We start from the raw sequence: 19,418 nt of genomic DNA, 5'->3' as shown, positions 1-19,418 counted from the left end.
CGAAGAAAGGAGACGCGACATGAACAAGCCAGAGAGAGTCAGTCCCGCGGACAGCGCGATCCGTGACATCGCTCTTGCCGGTTTCGGCCGCAAGGAGCTGGACATCGCCGAGACCGAGATGCCGGGCCTGATGGCCCTGCGCGAGGAATACGGGCAAGACAAGCCGCTCAAGGGCGCGCGCATCGCGGGGTCGTTGCACATGACGATCCAGACTGCCTGCCTGATCGAAACGCTTGTGGCGCTGGGCGCCGAGGTCCGCTGGGCCTCGTGCAACATCTTTTCCACCCAGGACCACGCCGCCGCCGTGATCGCCGAGGGCGGCACGCCGGTCTTCGCGGTCAAGGGCGAGACGCTGGAGGAATACTGGGATTATTGCGACCGCATCTTCCAGTTCGAGGACGGCGGCGCCAACATGATCTTGGACGATGGCGGCGACGCCACGCTCTACATCCTGATCGGCGCGCGGGTCGAGGCCGGTGAAACCGAGCTGATCGAGACGCCGACCTCTGAAGAAGAGACGTGCCTGTTCGCCCAGATCAAAAAGCGCATGGCTGAAAGCCCCGGCTGGTTCACCAAGCAGCGCGAGATGATCAAGGGTGTCAGCGAGGAAACGACGACCGGCGTGCATCGCCTTTACAAGATGATGCAGGAAGGGCAGCTGCCGTTTCCCGCGATCAACGTGAATGACAGCGTCACCAAGTCGAAATTCGACAACAAGTATGGCTGCAAGGAAAGCCTTGTCGACGGCATCCGCCGCGCCACCGACACGATGATGGCCGGCAAGGTCGCCGTGGTCATGGGCTATGGCGACGTGGGCAAAGGCTCGGCCGCCTCGCTGAAAGGCGCCGGTGCCCGCGTGATCGTGACAGAGGTCGATCCGATCTGCGCGCTGCAGGCGGCGATGGACGGGTTTCATGTGACGACGCTGGAAGACGTGGTTTCCACCGCGGATATCTTCGTCACGACCACCGGCAACAAGGACGTGATCCGCATCGAGCATATGCGCGAGATGAAGGACATGGCGATCGTCGGCAATATCGGCCACTTCGACAACGAGATTCAGGTGGCTTCGCTCAAGAACCACAAGTGGACCAACATCAAGGAACAGGTGGACATGATCGAGATGCCCTCGGGCAACCGCATCATTCTGCTGTCCGAAGGCCGCCTGCTGAACCTTGGCAACGCCACCGGCCACCCATCCTTCGTGATGTCGGCCAGCTTTACCAACCAGGTGCTGGCGCAGATCGAGCTGTGGAAGAACGGCGGCGAATACGAGAACAAGGTCTACATCCTGCCCAAGCATCTGGACGAGAAAGTGGCACGTCTGCATCTGGAGCGGATCGGCGTGAAGCTGACCGAACTGGCGAAAGACCAAGCGGACTATATCGGCGTTTCGCCTGAAGGCCCCTACAAGCCGGAACACTACCGGTATTGAGGAGCGAGACATGACCGAACGAACACCGCATATCGTGGGTTTGGGCAACGCGCTGGTCGATGTCGTCGCCGCGGTCGAGCCCGATGTCGTTACGCGACACGGGCTGACCCCGGGGGGCATGCACCTTGTGAATGCCGACGCGGCCCACGCCCTGTTCGAGGATGTCGGCCCCGGTATCCGCCAGTCCGGCGGATCGGTGGCCAACTCCATCGCGCACCTGGCCGACACGCCTGTCCGGGGAACCTACCTCGGCAAGGTGGCCAACGATGATCTCGGCGATGCCTTCTGCGAGGAGATGTCGGGCATGGGACTGGCCGCACCGGTTGCCGTGGCACAGAACGGCGATCACGGCACCGGCCGCTGCGTCGTGCTGGTCACACCGGACGGCGAACGCACCATGAGCACCTACCTGGGTGCGGCAACCACGTTGATGCCTCCGGAGGCGCTAGCGGCCCTGCCCGAAGAGTTCGATATCCTGTTTATCGAAGGCTACATATGGGACGCCCCGCATGGCGCGGCGGTGATCGAACGCCTGGCCGAAGCGGCGCAGGCCGCCGGGGCGAAGGTCGCGCTGACACCGTCGGATGCCGGTTGCGTCGAGCGTAACATAGACGTCATGCGCAACTTCGTCTCACGCCATGTCGATATCCTTGTCGGCAACCAGGCCGAGGTGGCCGCGCTGGCGGGACGCGACGGCGCGGACGCTGCACTTGGCTGGGCCATGACGCGGGTGTCCATCGCGGCGGTGACCGAGCACGACAAGGGATCAATCGTGGCCGATGCCGAGGGTCGCCACCACATCCCGGCGGTCGACGTGCCGGACGTCATCGATAGCACCGGCGCGGGCGATGCCTACGCGAGCGGATTCCTGGCGGCACTGGCCCGCGGCCTGCCGGTACAAGAAGCTGGCAAGCTCGGGGCGGAAAGCGCGGCCCGGGTGCTGGTCCACTACGGTGCGCGCGACGGTGACGCAGCCAAGGCGATCGCCTTACCGGCAGCCTGAGTACCACCGCAAGCAGCAGTTCGCCGGTCTGGGGTGCCATGAACCTTCAAGGCGCCACCGGCCGGCACTGACGCGCCAAGCTGCGGTATCGGCCAGACGCAATGGCTGGCCGATACCGGGCACGACTTTTGCCGCGCGCCACAAGATCGTCTTGCGCGTTTTGCAACACTTTCTGTTTCCGCATTCACGGACAAGCCCGCGTTTCTTTGACCTGTTCAGGCTTCACGTAACGTCCGACCACATGTTTGCGCAGTCGAGTTCTTTATTTTTGGGCCATTTAAGCGTTTCACCGATAAGCTGAGCCATCAGCTAAAGACGAAACGCGTGCACCGATTGAGTTTTCCGCAGCGTTTCACGGGTAAGCTGTGATTCAGGTGTTTCGCGAAACGCTTTAAGCAGACGAACACCACTGTCTCAAAATCAAGGCCTTCCTGATGAATCCGAAGGTTCGGAACTTCCGCCATCGGGTGGTCGCGCGGCGCATCAAAGAATCCCGCCCGTCTCAACACTGCGTCACGCCGGTCGAGGCCACGCCCGGGGCGACCAGCGGACGATTTGCATTCCCGGCTCAGTCGTCACTGGCAAGCCAGTCGCGAAAGCGGCGCTGGCGCAGGTCCTCGGTATTCGCGTGCCAGCCGCTGTCCCGTACCAGCGCCCGCCCCCCGTGTTGCGGCGCGTTCGGCAGATGCGCGCGCATCGGCACGCCCAGATCCCGGTTGATCCCGATCCTGTCGAAGGCCGAGCGGCGCGTCGGGCCGTAGGGAATCTGCGTCGCGAGCCGTGCCATCGTGGCCGGGTCCGCGGCGTACTGCACAAAGGCCCGTGCGGCATCGGGCGCGTCGGTGTCGGCGGCAATGGCCCAGACCTCGATCCCGATGATGCGACCGTCCCAGACTATGTCAATCGGTGCGCGCGCGCGCTGCGCCATGTCGAAGAACCGGCCGTTGAACCCCGCCGCCATCACGGCACGGCCATTCGCCAGCATCTCGGCCGGCGCGGCCGGGTCCTGCCACCAGACGATGTCATCGCGGATGGTGTCGAGCTTTCTGAAGGCCAGGCGCAGGCCGCGGTCCGTGCTGAGCAGACCATAGACCTGTTCCGGCGGCACGCCTTCGGCCAGCAATGCCCATTCCAGGATGCCGTCCGGGCTGCGCTGAACGGCGCGGGGCCCGGGAAAGCGGTCGGTGTCGAAGAAATCCTCGATCCGGGTCGGTTTCACCCCCGAAAACGCGCGGTCGTCAAAGGCCATGACGCGGGCATAGGCGTTTTGCGGCACAGCGCAAACATCCGGCGCGAAGGGGGCGAAATCCGCCAGGGCCTCGGGCGCAAAAAGCGCGCCCGGGTCGATCTTGAGCAGCAGCCCCTGCGCGCAGGCGACACGGGCCTGATCGGCCAGCATGTCGATCACGTCCCACCCCTCCGGCGCCCCGCGCTCGGCCACGGTCGTCCAGCTTCCATCGTAGACGCCCACATCGACATCAAGGCCGGTCTCCGCGGCAAAAGGCGCGATGACGGCCTGTCGTTGCGCCGTCTCGTAGGCGCCGCCCCAGGACACGATCGTAAGATCGTCTGCGCGGGCCGGGGTCGCGACCATAGCAAAAATCAGCAGGAAGAGATCAGATCGACGCATTTTCTTCCTTTCGCAGCCGCGCGCCTTCGTCCAGCCAGGCCGAGACCAGATCCGCCTCCGACACCGCGCCAAGGTAGCGCCCCGTTTCGCCGCAGACGACGGGCACCGCGTCGCCGACGAAACCGCGCAGGCGCTCCATCGCGTCGGCAAGGTCGGTGGCGTCGTCAAAGACCAGCCGGGCCGGGGCCAGGCCTTGCGCCACTCGGGGCGGATCCTCCTGGGCGCCGGGGCTGAAAACGCCCAGAAGCCGGCCTTCGGCGTCGAGCACGAACGCCTCGCGCCAGCCCTGCGCGCGCAGACGCTCGGCCACTTCCGCGGGCCTGTCATCCGCTGTGGCGGTCACCGCCTGCGGTTGCAGGAAATCGACGACCTTCAGCGCCGCGAAATGCGCCCGGTCCCGGCCAAGGGAAAAATCGATGCCCCGACGGGCAAGCTGCACGTCGAAGAGCGACCGGCCAAAGGCGCGATGTGACACGAGGTTGGAAAAGACCACGGCCACCATCGCGGCGATTGTGACGTCGTAATTGCGGGTCAGTTCGAACACGATCAGGATGCAGGTCAGCGGCGCGCCGATCACCGCGCTGGCAAAGGCCATCATGCCGCCGATCGCGTAGATCGCCGCGCCCGAGGTCGGCACGCCCGCCAGACCCGAGGCCAACGTCCAGAAGAGCACGCCGATCAGGCTCCCAATCAGGAGCGACGGGCTGAACGCGCCGCCCGAGAAGCCCGCGCCGATGCACAGTGCGGTCAGGATGATCTTGGCGGCGATCAGCACGATCAGTTCGCCAAGCCCGAAGGCGCCGTCGATGGTGGCAAAGCGCAGGGTCGAGGTGCCAATCCCCAGCACGTCGGGCAAGATAAGCGCCGTAAGCCCCACCGCAAGGCCCGCCATTGCCGTGCGCGCCTCTGGCCACCGGATCCGCTGGGCGAGGGCCGGTCCGATGGCCAGCAGCAGGCGCATGAACACGATTGCCGCCAATGCTACAAATAGGCCGAGAATGGCAACGAGACCAAACTCGTAGCCGTGGGCGACTCCCGGAAACTCGATCCGGAACAAGGCGGGCCGTTCAAAGATAACGTTGGCAATCACATAGCCGGCGACCGACGCGACCGTCACCGGCGCAAAGGCCCGGGTGGCGTAGTGGCGCAGGACGACTTCGTGCGCAAAGAGCACGCCCGCGATCGGTGCGTTGAACGCGGTCGAGATGGCGGCGGCCACGCCGCAACTGACGGCGATGCTTGCCAGGTTCGGCACACCCAGGCGCAGCCGATGCGCGAACCCGCCGAAGATCGCGCCAAGATAGACCATCGGCCCGTACTGCCCGACCGAGGCCCCGGTGCCCAGCGACAACGCTGCGCTCAGGGTCGAGACCAGCCCGCTGCGCAGATCGGGAAGCGGTTTGTGGAACTGCACCGCCTCGATCACGTCAGGCGGGCCAAGCGGTCGTCCGGCGGGCGACAGGTGTCGATGGATAAGCCCGACGATCAGACCGCCGAGCGTGGGCACGAGGATCGTCATCACGGCCACGAAACCCGGAACGCTTTCCCATTGCACCCGCGCCCGGGGTTCGACCAGCAGAACCGTGTTCAAAAGCGCAACAAGATCGACAAGAGCAATCGCCGCCATTGACGCCGCCCCGCCGACAGTCAGGGCGATGCCGGTGAGGATCACCATTCGCAAGGGCGCAGGCGCCGTGTCGCTTTGCGTTCCGAGGGTCATTTCCGTGGATCATCGACCGGATCAGCGCATGACGCAACAGGCAGGACAGGCGCGGCGGCGCCCGCTTCCCGGCACGACGTTGCTGGCGGCATTGCGGCGGTTCATATTCCTAGTGACCTCGGCGGACGCAGGCACGGTCGTTCTGTCGATGATGACGACTGACGGAAACCTGCCTCCGGTCATCCAGAAAATGATCTGGGGCATCTGATCCTCCCCTGTCCGTCTTCAGGGATTTTGGGACAGATGGCGGCTTGAGGCGGACAAGAACGGAACACGCCGGACAACCAATAGCAGAAACGACTGATTTAACAGACGATTAAGACTTCGCTGGACTATCTCGGATGTTGAAGTGGTGCCCGGGGGCGGAATCTCCACCTCCACACTTGCCCTGCTATTCCCCTTGTTTTACTGATTATTTCAGACAACGCACCAAAAAGAATGTGTAGCAAAATGTGGAGTGCAAGGTGGAGGTCTCTCCGCCCACATTTATATCCGACAGCTACACGAAGGAAGGGCAAAACATGGCGGGACTGGTCAAGCGTGGAGATACATATCATCTGCGAATGCGGGTGCCCCGTCGCTATGCCTCCGTCATGCCCGGCAAGCACGAAATCCAGCGAAGCCTGCGAACCGGCGACGAGAAGCTGGCACGCGCACAGCTCCTTGTGAAGGAGCAGCAGATCCTCGCGGAACTGGACTTATTGCTTGCTGGACGTTCTTCTCCTGGGTCAAGGGAGCATTTCGAGGCGGTCAGCGGACTCGCTACTTCCCGTGGCTTTGTTTACCGCACGGCAGAGGAACTTGCCGCTGGTCCGCTGGACGAGCTCCTTCCGCGTTTTGCTTCCCTGAAGTCCGCAAAAGATGCCCCGGATTCAACGGCTGCGACTGCTCTATTGGGCGCCGTAGAACGCCCCCGTCTCACGATAACGGAAGTCGCGGATTCAATGCCGAGCAGGTTTCCGGAAGAGGTGGTGCACAAAAGCAAACGTCAGCAGGGGACGTGGTGCTCCCGCTGGACACGTCCAGCAGCGAAGGTTGTCGAACTCTTGGGCCTTGATCCGGTATTCACAGATATCCCACGGAGCGACGCCCTCTCATTCCGGGATGCCCTGCGGGATCGGATTATAGATGGCGACATCTTGGGGCGCAGTGCGCAAAAGGAGATCCAACTCCTGAACCTGATGTGGCAGAAGTTTCACGAGTCGCTGGGCGTCGATGAGCGTGAGTTGCCGTTTTCTCCATTTTCGGGTCTCGGCAAAGGTTTCAGCAGGCTCGATGAAGAAGAGGGCCGGAAGCTCCAAGTGCCCTTGAACATCATAGAAGAAAGGATTGTGCCCGAAGGCGCGCTGGACTTCATGCCTCCGCAAGCCCGGGATATCACCTTGGTCCTGACGGAAACCGGTGCTCGGCAGTCGGAGATCACCGACCTTCCGCCGCACTCCATTTTCCTCGACTCGCCGGTGCCCCATGTCTGGATTCGGCGAGAAACTGGCATCTGGGCACGCGAGATCAAGAACAAGCAGAGCAAGCGGAAAATCCCGCTGGTGGGTGTTGCCCTGGAAGCCATGCGTAGAAACCCGGAAGGGTTCCCGCAGTATCGACACAAGGGCACATATTCAGCGACCGCAAATAAGGCCCTGCACGCCCACAATGTTCTCCCCGAAAACATCACCATTGGTGGCCTTCGGCATAGTTTCGAGTCTCGCTTGAAAGTGGCACTCATCGAGAACGACGACCGTGCGGAACTGATGGGGCATTCTGTAAAGAAGGCTCGCGGCAGAGAAGTATACGGCGACGAAATGGACCTCCGAAGAAAACTTGAATGGCATCACCGGATCATGTTCACGCAGCAAGCATAGTGCGGCGCTCTCGCCGTTCCCGGATTCTATCCCTTGTATTGTTTTTTGCGATCAACTCGGCAAGCTCCCTCTCCAATCGCTCGTAGATGCATTCCAGAGCATCGCCATCGGTTCCTTCTTCGATGGCGTCTTCCAAGAATGCCATGGCCTCCTCGATCTGCTCGATCTTCGTGGAGCGCGACGGGCTGGATTTCTTGTAAGACATTGTTTTTCTTGACCTCATTTTAGTTGAGGTCAGGAAATGGGTTCAAAGAAAATGGCCCGGAAACGCGTTCAGCCTCTCCGAACGCGCCAGATATTTGGTAGTTTCCCGCCGCGTTTCGCGGCTTCCTCGATCAAGCAAAGAGCGGCGGCACGATCTTGTCTTTGCAACTCCAGTAAGTGCCGCCGCTTTAGAGGTTCACTGTGGCTCGGTGCGAACGCAAAGAGCATCACTTGACCAGCCGCCACGGCGACCTTCCCCTTCGTCCGCGCCAGATCGTCCAGGCGAACGGCAGCTTGTATCAGCTCACGATTGCTTGGCGACTGCGGGACTGCCCAGGATGTGGCGGGGGTATGGTCATCTGGTATCTCTGCTGCCGTTTGGTTCTTTTCGGTGGGGACTTCCTGAAGCACTTCGCAAAACTCGGAATACGCCTCTACGGCCCGACGAAAGGAGCCAGACTTTGCGGCTGCGAGAATACGCTCCTGAACTCCGCGCAACCAAGTTCTTGCCGCCCGGTCTTTCACCTGGCCGTCATCCGCAAGCCAAGCATCATAGACCGCGATTGTCTCGGCGAACCATGCTCGCACTTTCGACTCTTGTTGTTCGTTCATAGCTTGTTGTCTCCCGTGATATCCACGGCGTCGGCACCAAACTCCGGTGCGACTCCAGGCTCAATCAACTGGTTGGGAGCCTTCAGCTCTGTAATGAACTTGATCCTGTCGCCGTTCCAGAACAGCGCAGGATTGAACCAGTATACGTGCGTGCGAGTCGATGCAGCGATGAAGCCTTTCTCTATGAGTTCAGTTCTGCCGCGATAGTAAGACGCAGCACTGAACCCCTTGCCCCTGCCCTCGGCTTTCTTGCGCTTGTGATAATCCACAACCGCTTTTGCAGACATATAGACATGATCTTCGTTTGGATCGCTGCCGATCTCATCAAAGAGATACTGAACCAACCTTTGCCCTGGCCCTTTCAAATCGAAGAACACCGTCAGGTGTCTTGTGAAGACTTTTACGAACGGGTCAGAATCCACTTCGATGATCTTGGTGATCGCGGCGGTATTCGTCTCGTCGCCGGTTCTCGTATTCACCGCAACAACATTGTCTTCATTGATCTGGTGTTTCTGTTTCTTCGTGGGCAACTCAAATGCGGTCCAGAACGGGTTCGATTTCCAAAGTGTTTCGCCCTGTTCGTTCACCTCGAAATCAATCGGCGATCTTTCCGGCGCATGCGCACCTTCTCTCCGCCAGTTCTCTCCCGGCTTTACATAGTCTATGATCGGTGCTGTTTTATCATTACCTGTCTTCATGGCTCGGTCCTCATTGATCTTCAGTCGCTCTCAAACGGAGATAGAAAGACTCTCAACAGAACCCAAAATTTTGAGAGTAGAATGTTCAAAACTGATAGCTGGACTCTCAATTTTGAGAATCTACACCCAATAAAATCAATGGCTTAGATAGTTTTTCTTCTCCCTCTTCATGGAGCCACTTTCAGGCCTTCCGCCTTCATCCTTCCTGCCTCTTCATTTTTCTTGCCATCACACGCCTTTTTTCCGTCTCCCGTTTGGGAGGCGCCCGGGAGATTTCTATCTCCTTTAGAGACAACAAAGGACAAACTGATGCGAAAAATATTGAATGATCGAAACGGCGCGGGTGCCACGGAATACATGATGGTTGCCGGGTTGGTTGCGGCTCTTGCCGCCCCTCTGGCCGCAAGCTTCGGGGGGGCCACTGGAGATGCTTTGAGTGCATCCGGTGGCATTCTTGCGTCTTCGGTAGCTTATGCGCAGGAAAGCTCGGACGTTGGGCAAACAGGCGCGTCGCAAACACCTCCCACTGAATACCAGCCGCTCAATCCCGGGCACAACTGGCCCACGGCGGGGACGGACGTGGGGCGGTTCTCACGGACATACGCGATGGTGTATTTCGGCGGTTCAACCCCAGACGCTGCAATCTGGCTGCCACGAGACCAAGGCTATATCCCGGGCCGTCATGATGCTCCGGACCAGCCTGGTTTTCCGAACCTCTCGGACACGCCGGATGAACTGGGGTTCAACCCGTTCGCCCAGTCCGGTTTTCACGTAGCCGAAAGCGCTCCGCGTGCGGACAATCTCTGCGCGTTCATCGACCGGGAAAACTTCCGGCAAGCGCCGGGCGTCGATCCATCGGAGGTTGAAATCTCCTACACTACGAGAACCATTGCGCATTCCGATGGCTTTGACACCAACGCTCTGCTCTTTGAATACACGGGTAATCCGGGAACAGCGGGCTATGCTGGGATGCTGGGCGCTGAAAGCCCGGTCGAGGTCTTCGAGGCTATCACTTGCTCCCGCCCGGCATTGCCATCCGATGACCCGATCACGGGGCAACGGCCAAACTGATTGATACTCGCGCCCCTGCCAGCCCAGAAGAACCCCGGCCAAGTGCCGGGGCTCTTGTCGTTTTGTGCATCTCTCACCTGCGCGTTTTGCGCGCCGCCTCGGCCCTGCGCTCCGCATCATCCGCGCTTCGCACTGCTGCACGCAGGTCTTCCCTACACTTAGAAAGAATGCCCGCCGCGCTGTCCGGATCGACTTCCGCGCGCGCGAGAAGCGCACCACCGATGATTTCTTTCCTGTCGTCCGGGTCTGGTATCATGCCTGAACGGCGCATTGTCGCGTTAAGAACGCGAACATGCCTGTCCCTGGCCGGATCCCCCGGTATCGGCGGTTGATCGGACTGGCCCTTGCTACGCTGGTCTGTTGCAAGATCGGCAATTTTCGCAAGGTCGTCATCGCGCAGGATTTCGCGCGACAGATCGCGGAAAATGATGCGACCCAGCGGCTCGTCCCGGTCGAGGATCGCAAATATCAGCGCGCCAGCGATGTGCGCCCCGCGTGAAGCTTCTTCTTTTTCGATGAATGCCAGGATTTTCTGGCCCGTTTCAGTATCGTCCATGATCTCCTCCCTATCGGCTGGCCGCGCGCGGATGCTTGCGGGCTTGTTGCCGCTGCTGCTGTCGGTGAGTCATCGCGGCACGGCGTTCCTCGGCCCGGTCCCCCGCCGCACTCATGGCCGCGACGGGTTGGCCGCTGGGCTTCTCTGATCGTTGCGCCTGCGCCACGCTGCCCCTCTGGGTGTGCTGGCTTTCTTTTGCGATCTCGGGTGCGCCGCGTTCGATCAGGAAATCGCTGGCTTTCTGGGCATCCGATGTTGCCCGGAAAATGAACTTCTTGTCGTTGCGCAATGCCTTCAGCCAGGATTCCACATACGCGGCGGATTGATCGAGGTCCGGCGCGCGCCCGAGTTTCGCAAGGGTCTGAGCGGCTCCGATCTCGGCAACCAGTTCTTCACGAGCATAATCGGCTTTTGTGCCGCGTGTGCCCTTCGCCATCTCCGCCACAAAGGGCCGGTTCATCCTTGCTTCGGCACCCGTCCAATGCACTGCTTCATGTGCGAGGGTTTGATAGTATCCCTCCGTTGAATGAAAGGACGCCTTTGGCGGCATTTGCACCACGTCGGTGATGGGTGTGTATTTCGCACCGCCCTCCGGCGTCCCGGTTTCGACGGATACGCCCGCGCGCTGATAAAACCGCTCCATATCGTCCTCGGTCTTTGCTCCCTGCGCCTCCTTCTCTGGCTCCTGGTGCCATTTCTCGGGAAGCCCGTCGATCTGGTCAGCGTTGAAGACCACATAGCCCCGGCGGAGCGGGATTTTCACATCCTCGCCGGTCTGCGCGTCCTCTTTCTCAAAGACTTTGAAAAAGGTGATCTGCGTCGCCTTCTCGCCCTTGCGAACGGCGCCGCCCATTTCCTTGGCCTGCTTGAATGTCATCCAGTATGGCGATTGATAGCCTTTCTCGGACGCTTCCAACCAGAGCAAGAGGGTGTTGATGCCCTGGTAAGGCTGGCCGGTCGAGCGCCGTGGCACCGGCGCAACGCCGGAGTTCCACGGCGAATGCCACGGCTTGGTGCCGCTTTCGAGCGCGCCGATGATCTTGTCGGTGATTTCCTGCTCGATGTCGCGTTTCTGTTTGTGCGGCTTCGTCATTTGGGATCTCCTCGTAAGTGGACATGAGGGAGATGGTTCCCTTTCGCGCGGCACTGAAACGGCCCGTTCAAGAACGAGAAACCCCGGCGCGAAGGCCGGGGTCAGGATGCAGAAGAGAGCGTCTGTGATGAGGGTGAGTAGGGTCAGATTACCCCGTGATCTTCTGCGTCTTTCTCGAGTCGCTCGAAGTCCATTTCGATGATTGCGCAAAGAGATGGGGACACACTGTCGCCTGCCTCTTTGTCTTGCTCCGATGCCGTGTCGCCGATTTCAAGTGCCCTGTTGCGGAGATCATCAGCCCCGGCATCGGCAGCGATGTTGGCGATGTTCCAGCAGCCATCTGCAATCTCTTGTAGCGTCATGATTTATCCTTTCCTGGTTGAGCCGGAAGTAGGGAAAAATCTCATAGGTCATAAACCCAAACCTGAAAGTTTTGAAGGACTTCATCGATGCTACAGAATGGATTGCGATACCTTCCTACTGCTGGCTTGCTCATGCAAATCAGGCGGCCCTACAAACTTTAACATTCTCAGGAAAACTGAGATGTGAAACACGTGTAGGGGTCTCTGCTGCACTGAACATAGGCTGCCAAGAATGATTTTTGACGTTGAACAGTGGAGAAAGCCCTCTCCTGACGAGATGATTGCCTTTATTCATCGGATAAAAGAGCCGGAAGGCAATCCGTCTGGGAGTATTTTGGTCTTCCGGAGACACCTTTCCCCACTATCGGTGTACAAATATTTAGTGGCGAGGTTTGGCGCCCCGTATGGCTTCCAGACACTCGCAAAGAGGCAAGGTGATAGCGACAACCTATTCCATTGGGACTATTTGATCAAAGCAGGGCCGCTCATGTTGTGGATCCAAGGAGGCAATCGCGACGTGCACGTCCATGTCTCTGGCAAGAAAATGAAACCAAAAGACTGGGTCCGGTTTGCAAAGACATTGAAGAGTGATTTTGCGCGATGGGGCGCTGAAATGAGCAAGGTAGCCGCGGCACTGGAGAAGTGGAACATCGTCTCTAATCGTTATGTTATGGTCGCGGATGCTTGTGCCCAGTTTCACGATCTGCTGACAGATGAAGCCCAAGCACCTGATTTCACCCCCCAAAAACGAAGGACAGAAGCCGGAATAAAGCGATATCAACGACAAATAGAAAAGATCGGTGAGAGAGCAAATCGCGTCTTCAGCGCTTCATTATCCCTTGATCTCATTACCCCGGTGCTCGCAGAGTCCTTCGTCAACATGATTATCTTCCTGGCACGCAAAGATGAGCTCAAACGCAACCCACGGCAATACGAACAATATATTCGACAACATATTGATACGAGGGTCTTCGATCTGCACCTAAAGTGCGACGCCTTCACTGCCGGCGTCGATCCTGAACACGAAGACTACAAGGCATTCAAGCGCGTGATGGATCGGCGAAACTACAACTTGCACGGAAATATCGATCCAGCGAAGGATGCAATCGAAACCGTCTATTTTGATAAGTTTACACCGCTGTATGAGCAAGGTGCAGACCCTATTCTTGAGTTATTCAGAAAGAAGGAGGCTGTCTTTGACATTTCGGGGGTGCTACGTCGCTACCACGATGTGCACTCGTTTTTTCAATACGTCCTCGGGCTTATGGAATCTAATGCCCGCAAGGAAATCGAGTTTTTGATGGATGACAGCGAGTTTGGTTTTGACATCAAGCGGAACAGGCTAGGGCGTCTTTTTGCGTCTCATGAGGCGATGATGCTACTGCCACTTCAGTATGATGACGAACTTAAAGTGGATTGGCAGTAGCATCATCACCGCTCTTGGTTGGACCACTTGGAAAAGACACGCCAAGGTTTAGCGGTTCTGATCATCGGACTTTTCTCGCAAGGACTTCCTGCGTTCATTTGCCCGCCGAGTAATCGCGGCTCGCCGCCGGTTTTCCATCTTCTGTTCTTCGGTTTTGGGTGTTTGTCTGGAAGTCGTCTGCGCCGATCGTTCCCGTGGAAGCGCCCCGGCTTTCTGCCTGGCATTCACGCGCCGCATACTCCACCGGATTTTCCGGAAGAACTCCTCGATTTCGCGCTCGGTTTGCTCTTCTGCCGACGCTGCGTAAGCGCCGATGGGCATGGCACCTTCAAGCACCGACTGAACGGCCCGGGCATGCACGCTGTTGCGCTTCCGCCGTCGCTGGTTCTCGGTCTTTTTGCGAGTCGTCGTGCCCTTCGCCGCCCGGTGGTGTTCCGGCCCCAGATGCTGCGTCGGTTCCTGAGGAGCCCGCCGCCCTTCTTCCACCTGCTCGGCGTAGGATGAGAAATCGACACGATATGGAATCTGCTCGGTTTCGAGCGCGTCGTTCATCATCTCGCACCAGACATCGCGGCGCTTGCGCATGTTCTCCTTGACCGGGACTTCGCCGTTTTTGCCCTTGGAATGGTCCGACAACTCCCGGGCCTTTTCACCGAGTCGTTGCGTCCCATCGGCACCGGTTTCAACGCGCCGCGTGGTCTCGATCAAGTGCGCGTGCCAGTTCCGGTTCCCGTGATCGACTGCGCCTGTTTCTGGATCACGCTTGTAGCCATCGGGGCGGTGGATCGCGGACATGACGGCGATCCCGTATTCATCGTTCAGCCACTTCGAATACCGACGCACCAACGCGGCCCGGCCCTCGTCGGAAAGATCGGCAGGAAGAGGCAATGTCGATGTCCGCGCGGTCTGGCTGTTCTTCCGATTTTCCGCGCGCTCGGCGGCGTTCCAGAGACTCACCATATCGCCATCCCAGCCCCGGATTTCGACGGCTTCCAAGTCGTCCCTCCAAGAGTAATCGAAGCGCTCGCCTGTGCGTTGATCATCGAGACAGGCCCGGGCCTGGTATGCAGCGGCGCGCACGGCGCTCTTGCCCTCGCTTCTTTTGACAACCCTGGTGTTCGGACGCCCGATTGTGTCGTTGAGCGGCCAGCCGTCGCGGCTGACGGGTGCAAATGGTGCAGACAAATGTGATCTCCTTCGGCGTTCAGGTTGAACGAAGGGGAGATAGTCCCCGGCGGGCACCGCCGGTTATTGATGACGCCGTAGGCGACGAGCGCAGCGAGTTCATCGCCCCGCAGGGCGCAGGGGGTGCCCACGGCAACCCCGCAAACGGAGTTTGCATATCTGCGCCTTACAGACTTTCAGCCTGCTTCGGTTTGGTTCCCTGAACTCCCTTCCCTACTTCCTTTCCAGGACCGGAAAGGACTGCAAAATGATCGCTTCATTGTCCCGCATAGCCGCCGTCGCATTGGCGCTTTCCACTACCCTTTGGGCGGTGTTTGAAGTGTTCGAAAGAACCCACGAAAACGCAGACCGCCGGGCCTTCCGGGAATGTGTTTCCCTTGCCGTTGCTGGGAACCTGACAACCTTCTCCATGAAGCAACACCGTGAGCGTTGCGCGATGCAACAACGTGTCAATGCCGACTACTTCGGAAACCACCCGCCCTTTTCCACTGGCGAGATACACCTCGCGGCAGCGTATCGTCCGTCGGTGTTCAGATGAGGGAGCGATAGGATGGAATGGGCAAGTCTCTGGCTTTTCGACTATAGCACCGGTGTCTTTTCAGACTTCGGACCCTCCTGCTTTTCGTGCAACTTCATCGGCTACTTCTTTGTTGCAGTATTCCGGGTCGTAGAAGCGTTCTTCATCTATACAGCATCTGTGCTGAAGGCCCTTCTGCCCATCATCATGATGATCTGGCTGGGCTTCGAAGCCGCGAAGTTGATGTTCAAAGCCGGAGAGAATGGCCGCGACTTCATCGAGCGGATTGCAAAAAAGATGGCAATCTTCGTCTTGGTATGGCTCCCGCTTGTTGCGGTCCAGACGACATTCGACGGCCGCCCGGTTCCGAGCGCATACCGCACAATGGGCCCGGGCGTCATCGAGTTCTCATTCGGATATGCTGACGCAGCGCGAACCGGGGGAATGGAAGCAGTGTCGGGAGCATTTTCCGGTGGCACCGGCGCTGCAGACCTCGGGTGCTCGGGCACCGAACTACTCGAAGATTTGAGCTTGGGCAATGAAGCGGCATATGCCGCTCCGCTCAAAATGATCTGTGTTTTTGAGCGTTCGTTCATAATGCAAATCGCCGGTGGCTTCGCCATCGTCGAGAGCGCGTTCTACACAGAAGACTCCGGGGGTTTCTTCTCACGTCTCACCGATACGGTTGCATCGGCGCTCGCTGCGCTCGTCAAGATCTTCTTCGCCATCTTCCTGATCCTGATTCCAGCGCTCATGACGCTGATCTGGATCATTGCTTTGGTGATCGGCGCCGTTGTCCGCGTCCTGATTATCGCCGCCTTCGGTCCCCTCATTCTCGCCGGTCTGCTCTTCGATACAACCCGGTCTTTTGCGGGGGCCGCGGTTCGCTTCGTTGCGGCAACCTGCATGAAGGTCTTTGGTCTGTCTTTGCTCGCCCTCACCGCGTATGTCATGACGACATTCGGTGTCGAAGTATACAATCAGAACCGCGCACTCATGGATGCGCGCTATGAAACAATCACTCTGACGCCGATCCCGGAAAATCCTCCGGTCAAGACGGGCAACCGAGCGCTGGATCAGCAACGCGAGCTTATCCGGCGCATGAGCACGAAGGTATTGAAAGAGGGCGAGGAGGGTATCCCGATGCCGCTTTGGTCGCCTCTGGTCTGGTGGATGGTCGCTTACAATGTCTTCATTGCAGGGCTCGGCGTTGTCATTATCCGCAACATCGAACAGGCCATGTCGGTTTCCGGACTCTCGGCATTCGCTGACAATACAACAAGGATGGCGAAGACCGCAGGCATGGGTGTAGGAATGTCATCCATCGCCGCTTCGCCGGTCGTCGCCCGGATGACCGGCAGGGCAGGCATGTCCACCGCGCGGGGCGCGGCGAGCACTGCCCGGGGCTTGGATGCGGCTGTCGGCGCTTTCCAGAATAAGAATGTCTTGGGGGCGGGTGTCCAGCGCTTGAAAGATACATGCCCGGTTTCTGCGGCTATCAACACCGCACAAGCCGTGAAAGCCAGCAACACCGCCAAAGCCGTATCCAACATTACGAAAGGAGGTTCCGGCAATGCCCCGTAAAACGCCTGAACAGAAAATAGAAAGTCTCGAACAGCAGCTTCGAAGCGCGAGAGCGGAGAAAAAGAAGCAAGACCGCCGCGCGCGAACGCGGCGTCTTGTATTGCTCGGGTCTGGTGTTGAAAGACTTATCGAGACCGCGCCCGAAGATGCCCGGGATATTGTGCCCCGGATCATGCGCACTCTCGACGAAAGGGATCAGCCGGCAGTTGCCGAAACGCTCAAAAGACTGCACTCGGCGCTGAAGAAAGTCTGATTTGGCGAAAGGTCGCTACTGGTATTTCGCACCGCATTCATCAAGAACTTCATTCATAATCCGGTCATATGTCCTGATAGAATTGACATTCTTCATGCGTGCTTCGTAGCATGCCTGAATTTTACGATTGCGTTCTCTTTGCGCCCTTCCTCTCGCCCTCAGCTTAGCTTCTTCGTCATACTGCCAACTCTGGACTTCTGCACAAGACCAGCGGCTTCCGGCCTCGGCCATCATCTCGACGACATTCTGCGTGCATTTTCTGGCGATGAACTGGGACCTGGTTTCGGCCTGGCTCGCCGTTGCTTGCAAGGTGAGAGCGCAGACGGCGCCGAGTGCGGTTTTTGAGAGATTCATTGGGTTCTCCTTTCTTCAGCGAGACATTCGAAATGGTGGAGCACATCGTTTTCGATCTTGGAGATGTGTCTTTTACGCCCGTCGCGCAGATCAAGCGCGGAGATTACGGAGCTACTGCCATCTTCACCCGGGCGCAGAAGTCTCGCCGCGCGGAGACTCACGAAATAGCCGCGCTCGCTGACAGTCAGTGGCAAGGCAACGCGCACGACAGGCCACGAGTATTCCCCGTCATGATCTATATCGATATAGTTCCGAAGATCGCGGTGCTTCATGTTGCCGACGATCCCAGCAATACGCCGGGCCCGTTTTCCGGCGCTCTCGCGCAGTGCCACCGGGATTTTGGGATGATTGCAGGTCATTGAGGAACCTCCTCCGGGAACACATCGGCTGCTTGCTTCACCGCATCGAGGGCCGCGCGGATCGTCGGCATGAGGGCCGCGAAGTCGGCGCCGGACAGGCGCAACGCGACGGCGAGCCCGGCAACGAACTCCTGGGCTTCGCGGCTCCCGCAATCCGGAATCTCGACCCGCAGAATCTCAACGGGCGTCGGCGTGCCCGGCCACTGTTCCTCGGGAACGAGGAAAGATATCCGATGTTCAGTCGTGTGTTTGTCTTTGAAAGCGAAGATCGGACGGCTGGCGTGGCCGTTGCCCCAGATTGCATCCTGGGCGACATCTTCGGCATACGATTGGGCAGTTGGAAAGCGATATCCGGTGCGCACGACGGGGGTGTTCGCAAGCACGGCGCGAGTTGCCTTCCCGCGCTGCCAGTGCCGAACGGGATTGAGTATCTTGAACATGTCAGGTCTCCCTGTTTTCTGTTTTGGGTGTCCATCCGATGGCATCGGCGAGGGTCTGCGCGGCGGCGTTGTAGGCTTCGCGCCAGTCGCTCCCGTCTGCCGGGCCGTCATTTTCGAGGTCTGCGTGCATGATGCCGAGCACCCCCAATACTGCGGCGCGGACGGTTCGAGGGTCGTGTTTGTGATCCTCATCCGCTCCGGGAGCGTCTGGAATGTCCGGAATGGCTGATGGCTCTTCCGGACGCACTGCTGCACGATTGGTGGGCTTGCCTTCGATCTCGGCCATCAACGCTTCGAAATCGTCGAAGTCAGTCATGCCGCCAACTCCCGCTCGAAGTATTCGTCGATGGTTTTATCCAAAATGTCCGCGCGCTTGCTTTCACCGAGTGCCCGAAGCTTTAAGCAATGAGCAATCTGCGCATCAACCAACTGGCCTTTCCTCTCTGCTTTTTCGAGACGTCTTTCTCGTTCGCAAAAGAAGTGATACGCGGCGCTGATCAGCCATTTCGGCGCGTCTTCGCCATGGACGCGGTCTTTCGCCGCCTCTGTTTCGGCTTTCCAAGCGGCAATCTGTAGTTTTTCGTGTGCTGAAAGCATGGGGCTACTCCAATGTTGGTAGAATGACCGGGCCCGGAGGCCCGGCGTGGTGGTTAGTCGGCGTGGTTGGATTCTTCCCAAATGTCCTCGGCCCAAGCGTCGAGAAGATCCTCGATACCTTCGCCTTCGTCCCGGATTGCCGCATTCAAGATCTCCGCGCCGCGCGGCGTCAGGTCTGCGACTTCGAGATGTTCCTCGAGCGTGTTGCCGTGCTCGTCTTCGAGAACAACGCAGTAAGTGTCGGCAATGTCCTCGGCGCTGTTCCAGTCGCTCCAAGACCCGTCATGGGCGTTGACGTTGTCGGCGGCGTATTCGTAGAGCCATTCGGTAGCCGCGTGCGCGGCGAGTTGAGAACGATCCGCGAAGGCGAACGGGCCGTCTGCGTTGTCGTTGAGTGTGCTGGATTTGGGTCCGTCGATTACTTTAAGCATGTCTTCCTCAATGTTGCGCCGGGAAGGGC

24 protein-coding genes are annotated in these 19,418 nt (G+C 59.1%); 9 read left to right on the top strand and 15 right to left on the bottom strand.

The window, feature by feature from the left end:
* Nucleotides 1-19 precede the first annotated feature (19 nt).
* A complete protein-coding gene (gene ahcY / locus FIU86_RS04415) occupies nt 20-1,435 on the top strand; it encodes an adenosylhomocysteinase (RefSeq protein ID WP_152473957.1) in 1,416 nt (471 codons plus the stop codon).
* A 10-nt stretch (nt 1,436-1,445) separates the two neighbouring features.
* On the top strand, nt 1,446-2,438 hold the full coding sequence (locus tag FIU86_RS04410) for an adenosine kinase (RefSeq protein ID WP_152473956.1): 993 nt from the start codon (nt 1,446-1,448) through the stop codon (nt 2,436-2,438).
* A gap of 568 nt (nt 2,439-3,006) precedes the next feature.
* Here the strand turns inward: FIU86_RS04410 and FIU86_RS04405 are convergent.
* Both FIU86_RS04405 and FIU86_RS04400 read right to left on the bottom strand, forming a co-directional pair.
* Nucleotides 3,007-4,068 carry an extracellular solute-binding protein gene (locus FIU86_RS04405; protein ID WP_152473955.1) on the bottom strand — a complete coding sequence of 354 codons (1,062 nt, stop codon included), beginning with the start codon at nt 4,066-4,068 and terminating at the stop codon, nt 3,007-3,009.
* Nucleotides 4,055-5,788, bottom strand: coding sequence for a chloride channel protein (locus FIU86_RS04400; protein ID WP_152473954.1), 1,734 nt, complete (start codon nt 5,786-5,788; stop codon nt 4,055-4,057). The genes FIU86_RS04405 and FIU86_RS04400 overlap by 14 nt, the downstream gene beginning before the upstream one ends.
* A 28-nt stretch (nt 5,789-5,816) precedes the next feature.
* On the opposite strand from FIU86_RS04400, the gene FIU86_RS04395 reads away from it, so the two are divergent.
* Together FIU86_RS04395 and FIU86_RS04390 are read left to right on the top strand one after the other, a co-directional pair.
* The gene (locus FIU86_RS04395; RefSeq protein ID WP_216647201.1) at nt 5,817-5,996 is read left to right on the top strand and encodes a BCCT family transporter; all 180 of its coding nucleotides are present in this window, start codon (nt 5,817-5,819) and stop codon (nt 5,994-5,996) included.
* 313 nt (nt 5,997-6,309) lie between these two features.
* Nucleotides 6,310-7,647, top strand: a complete 1,338-nt coding sequence (locus FIU86_RS04390; protein WP_152473952.1) for a DUF6538 domain-containing protein — start codon at nt 6,310-6,312, stop codon at nt 7,645-7,647.
* Here the strand turns inward: FIU86_RS04390 and FIU86_RS04385 are convergent.
* The 3 genes from FIU86_RS04385 to FIU86_RS04375 all read right to left on the bottom strand — a co-directional run bounded on the left by FIU86_RS04385 (nt 7,631) and on the right by FIU86_RS04375 (nt 9,161).
* Nucleotides 7,631-7,852: a hypothetical protein gene (locus FIU86_RS04385; protein WP_152473951.1), complete on the bottom strand. Its 222-nt coding sequence runs from the start codon at nt 7,850-7,852 to the stop codon at nt 7,631-7,633. The genes FIU86_RS04390 and FIU86_RS04385 overlap by 17 nt on opposite strands.
* Before the next feature lie 68 nt (nt 7,853-7,920).
* Entirely contained in the window at nt 7,921-8,463 is a 543-nt protein-coding gene (locus FIU86_RS04380) for a hypothetical protein (RefSeq protein ID WP_152473950.1), read from the bottom strand.
* Nucleotides 8,460-9,161: a hypothetical protein gene (locus FIU86_RS04375; protein ID WP_152473949.1), complete on the bottom strand. Its 702-nt coding sequence runs from the start codon at nt 9,159-9,161 to the stop codon at nt 8,460-8,462. The genes FIU86_RS04380 and FIU86_RS04375 overlap by 4 nt, the downstream gene beginning before the upstream one ends.
* A gap of 309 nt (nt 9,162-9,470) precedes the next feature.
* Here FIU86_RS04375 and FIU86_RS04370 point away from each other — a divergent pair, with 309 nt between their 5' ends.
* Complete coding sequence (locus tag FIU86_RS04370; RefSeq protein WP_152473948.1) at nt 9,471-10,232, top strand: hypothetical protein; 762 nt, start codon at nt 9,471-9,473, stop codon at nt 10,230-10,232.
* A 73-nt stretch (nt 10,233-10,305) separates the two neighbouring features.
* On the opposite strand, the gene FIU86_RS04365 is transcribed toward FIU86_RS04370, so the two are convergent.
* The 3 genes from FIU86_RS04365 to FIU86_RS04355 form a co-directional block, all read right to left on the bottom strand.
* Nucleotides 10,306-10,788, bottom strand: a complete 483-nt coding sequence (locus FIU86_RS04365) for a hypothetical protein (protein ID WP_152473947.1) — start codon at nt 10,786-10,788, stop codon at nt 10,306-10,308.
* Between the two features lie 10 nt (nt 10,789-10,798).
* Entirely contained in the window at nt 10,799-11,881 is a 1,083-nt protein-coding gene (locus tag FIU86_RS04360) for an ArdC family protein (RefSeq protein WP_152473946.1), read from the bottom strand.
* A gap of 143 nt (nt 11,882-12,024) precedes the next feature.
* Nucleotides 12,025-12,243 (bottom strand): hypothetical protein, encoded by a 219-nt coding sequence (locus tag FIU86_RS04355; RefSeq protein WP_152473945.1) that lies wholly within the window; start codon nt 12,241-12,243, stop codon nt 12,025-12,027.
* A gap of 232 nt (nt 12,244-12,475) precedes the next feature.
* Here FIU86_RS04355 and FIU86_RS04350 point away from each other — a divergent pair, with 232 nt between their 5' ends.
* Complete coding sequence (locus tag FIU86_RS04350; protein ID WP_152473944.1) at nt 12,476-13,669, top strand: hypothetical protein; 1,194 nt, start codon at nt 12,476-12,478, stop codon at nt 13,667-13,669.
* Between the two features lie 48 nt (nt 13,670-13,717).
* On the opposite strand, the gene FIU86_RS04345 is transcribed toward FIU86_RS04350, so the two are convergent.
* The gene (locus FIU86_RS04345) at nt 13,718-14,854 is read right to left on the bottom strand and encodes a MobA/MobL family protein (RefSeq protein ID WP_172977426.1); all 1,137 of its coding nucleotides are present in this window, start codon (nt 14,852-14,854) and stop codon (nt 13,718-13,720) included.
* Nucleotides 14,855-15,101: 247 nt separating this feature from the next.
* On the opposite strand from FIU86_RS04345, the gene FIU86_RS04340 reads away from it, so the two are divergent.
* Genes FIU86_RS04340 through FIU86_RS04330 form a run of 3 tightly spaced genes read left to right on the top strand, consistent with a single transcriptional unit; the run spans nt 15,102 to nt 17,208 of the window.
* On the top strand, nt 15,102-15,392 hold the full coding sequence (locus FIU86_RS04340) for a hypothetical protein (protein ID WP_152473942.1): 291 nt from the start codon (nt 15,102-15,104) through the stop codon (nt 15,390-15,392).
* Nucleotides 15,393-15,404: 12 nt separating this feature from the next.
* Entirely contained in the window at nt 15,405-16,955 is a 1,551-nt protein-coding gene (locus FIU86_RS04335) for a hypothetical protein (protein ID WP_152473941.1), read from the top strand.
* Nucleotides 16,945-17,208: a hypothetical protein gene (locus tag FIU86_RS04330; protein ID WP_152473940.1), complete on the top strand. Its 264-nt coding sequence runs from the start codon at nt 16,945-16,947 to the stop codon at nt 17,206-17,208. Before FIU86_RS04335 ends, FIU86_RS04330 begins: the two co-directional genes overlap by 11 nt.
* Nucleotides 17,209-17,223: 15 nt before the next feature.
* On the opposite strand, the gene FIU86_RS04325 is transcribed toward FIU86_RS04330, so the two are convergent.
* From FIU86_RS04325 to FIU86_RS04300, 6 genes are read right to left on the bottom strand one after another with little or no spacing between them, the layout of a single operon-like run.
* Complete coding sequence (locus FIU86_RS04325; RefSeq protein ID WP_152473939.1) at nt 17,224-17,562, bottom strand: hypothetical protein; 339 nt, start codon at nt 17,560-17,562, stop codon at nt 17,224-17,226.
* The gene (locus tag FIU86_RS04320; RefSeq protein WP_152473938.1) at nt 17,559-17,921 is read right to left on the bottom strand and encodes a hypothetical protein; all 363 of its coding nucleotides are present in this window, start codon (nt 17,919-17,921) and stop codon (nt 17,559-17,561) included. Before FIU86_RS04320 ends, FIU86_RS04325 begins: the two co-directional genes overlap by 4 nt.
* Nucleotides 17,918-18,361 (bottom strand): hypothetical protein, encoded by a 444-nt coding sequence (locus FIU86_RS04315; RefSeq protein ID WP_152473937.1) that lies wholly within the window; start codon nt 18,359-18,361, stop codon nt 17,918-17,920. The genes FIU86_RS04320 and FIU86_RS04315 overlap by 4 nt, the downstream gene beginning before the upstream one ends.
* Nucleotide 18,362: 1 nt before the next feature.
* Nucleotides 18,363-18,677 carry a hypothetical protein gene (locus FIU86_RS04310; protein ID WP_152473936.1) on the bottom strand — a complete coding sequence of 105 codons (315 nt, stop codon included), beginning with the start codon at nt 18,675-18,677 and terminating at the stop codon, nt 18,363-18,365.
* On the bottom strand, nt 18,674-18,958 hold the full coding sequence (locus FIU86_RS04305) for a hypothetical protein (RefSeq protein WP_152473935.1): 285 nt from the start codon (nt 18,956-18,958) through the stop codon (nt 18,674-18,676). The genes FIU86_RS04310 and FIU86_RS04305 overlap by 4 nt, the downstream gene beginning before the upstream one ends.
* Nucleotides 18,959-19,011: 53 nt before the next feature.
* Nucleotides 19,012-19,389, bottom strand: a complete 378-nt coding sequence (locus tag FIU86_RS04300; protein WP_152473934.1) for a hypothetical protein — start codon at nt 19,387-19,389, stop codon at nt 19,012-19,014.
* Nucleotides 19,390-19,418: the final 29 nt, after the last annotated feature.

Source organism: Roseovarius sp. THAF9, from assembly GCF_009363715.1.
Lineage (GTDB): Bacteria > Pseudomonadota > Alphaproteobacteria > Rhodobacterales > Rhodobacteraceae > Roseovarius.
Note: the sequence above shows the minus strand (reverse complement) of the source record. Positions and strands in the feature narration are given on the sequence as shown.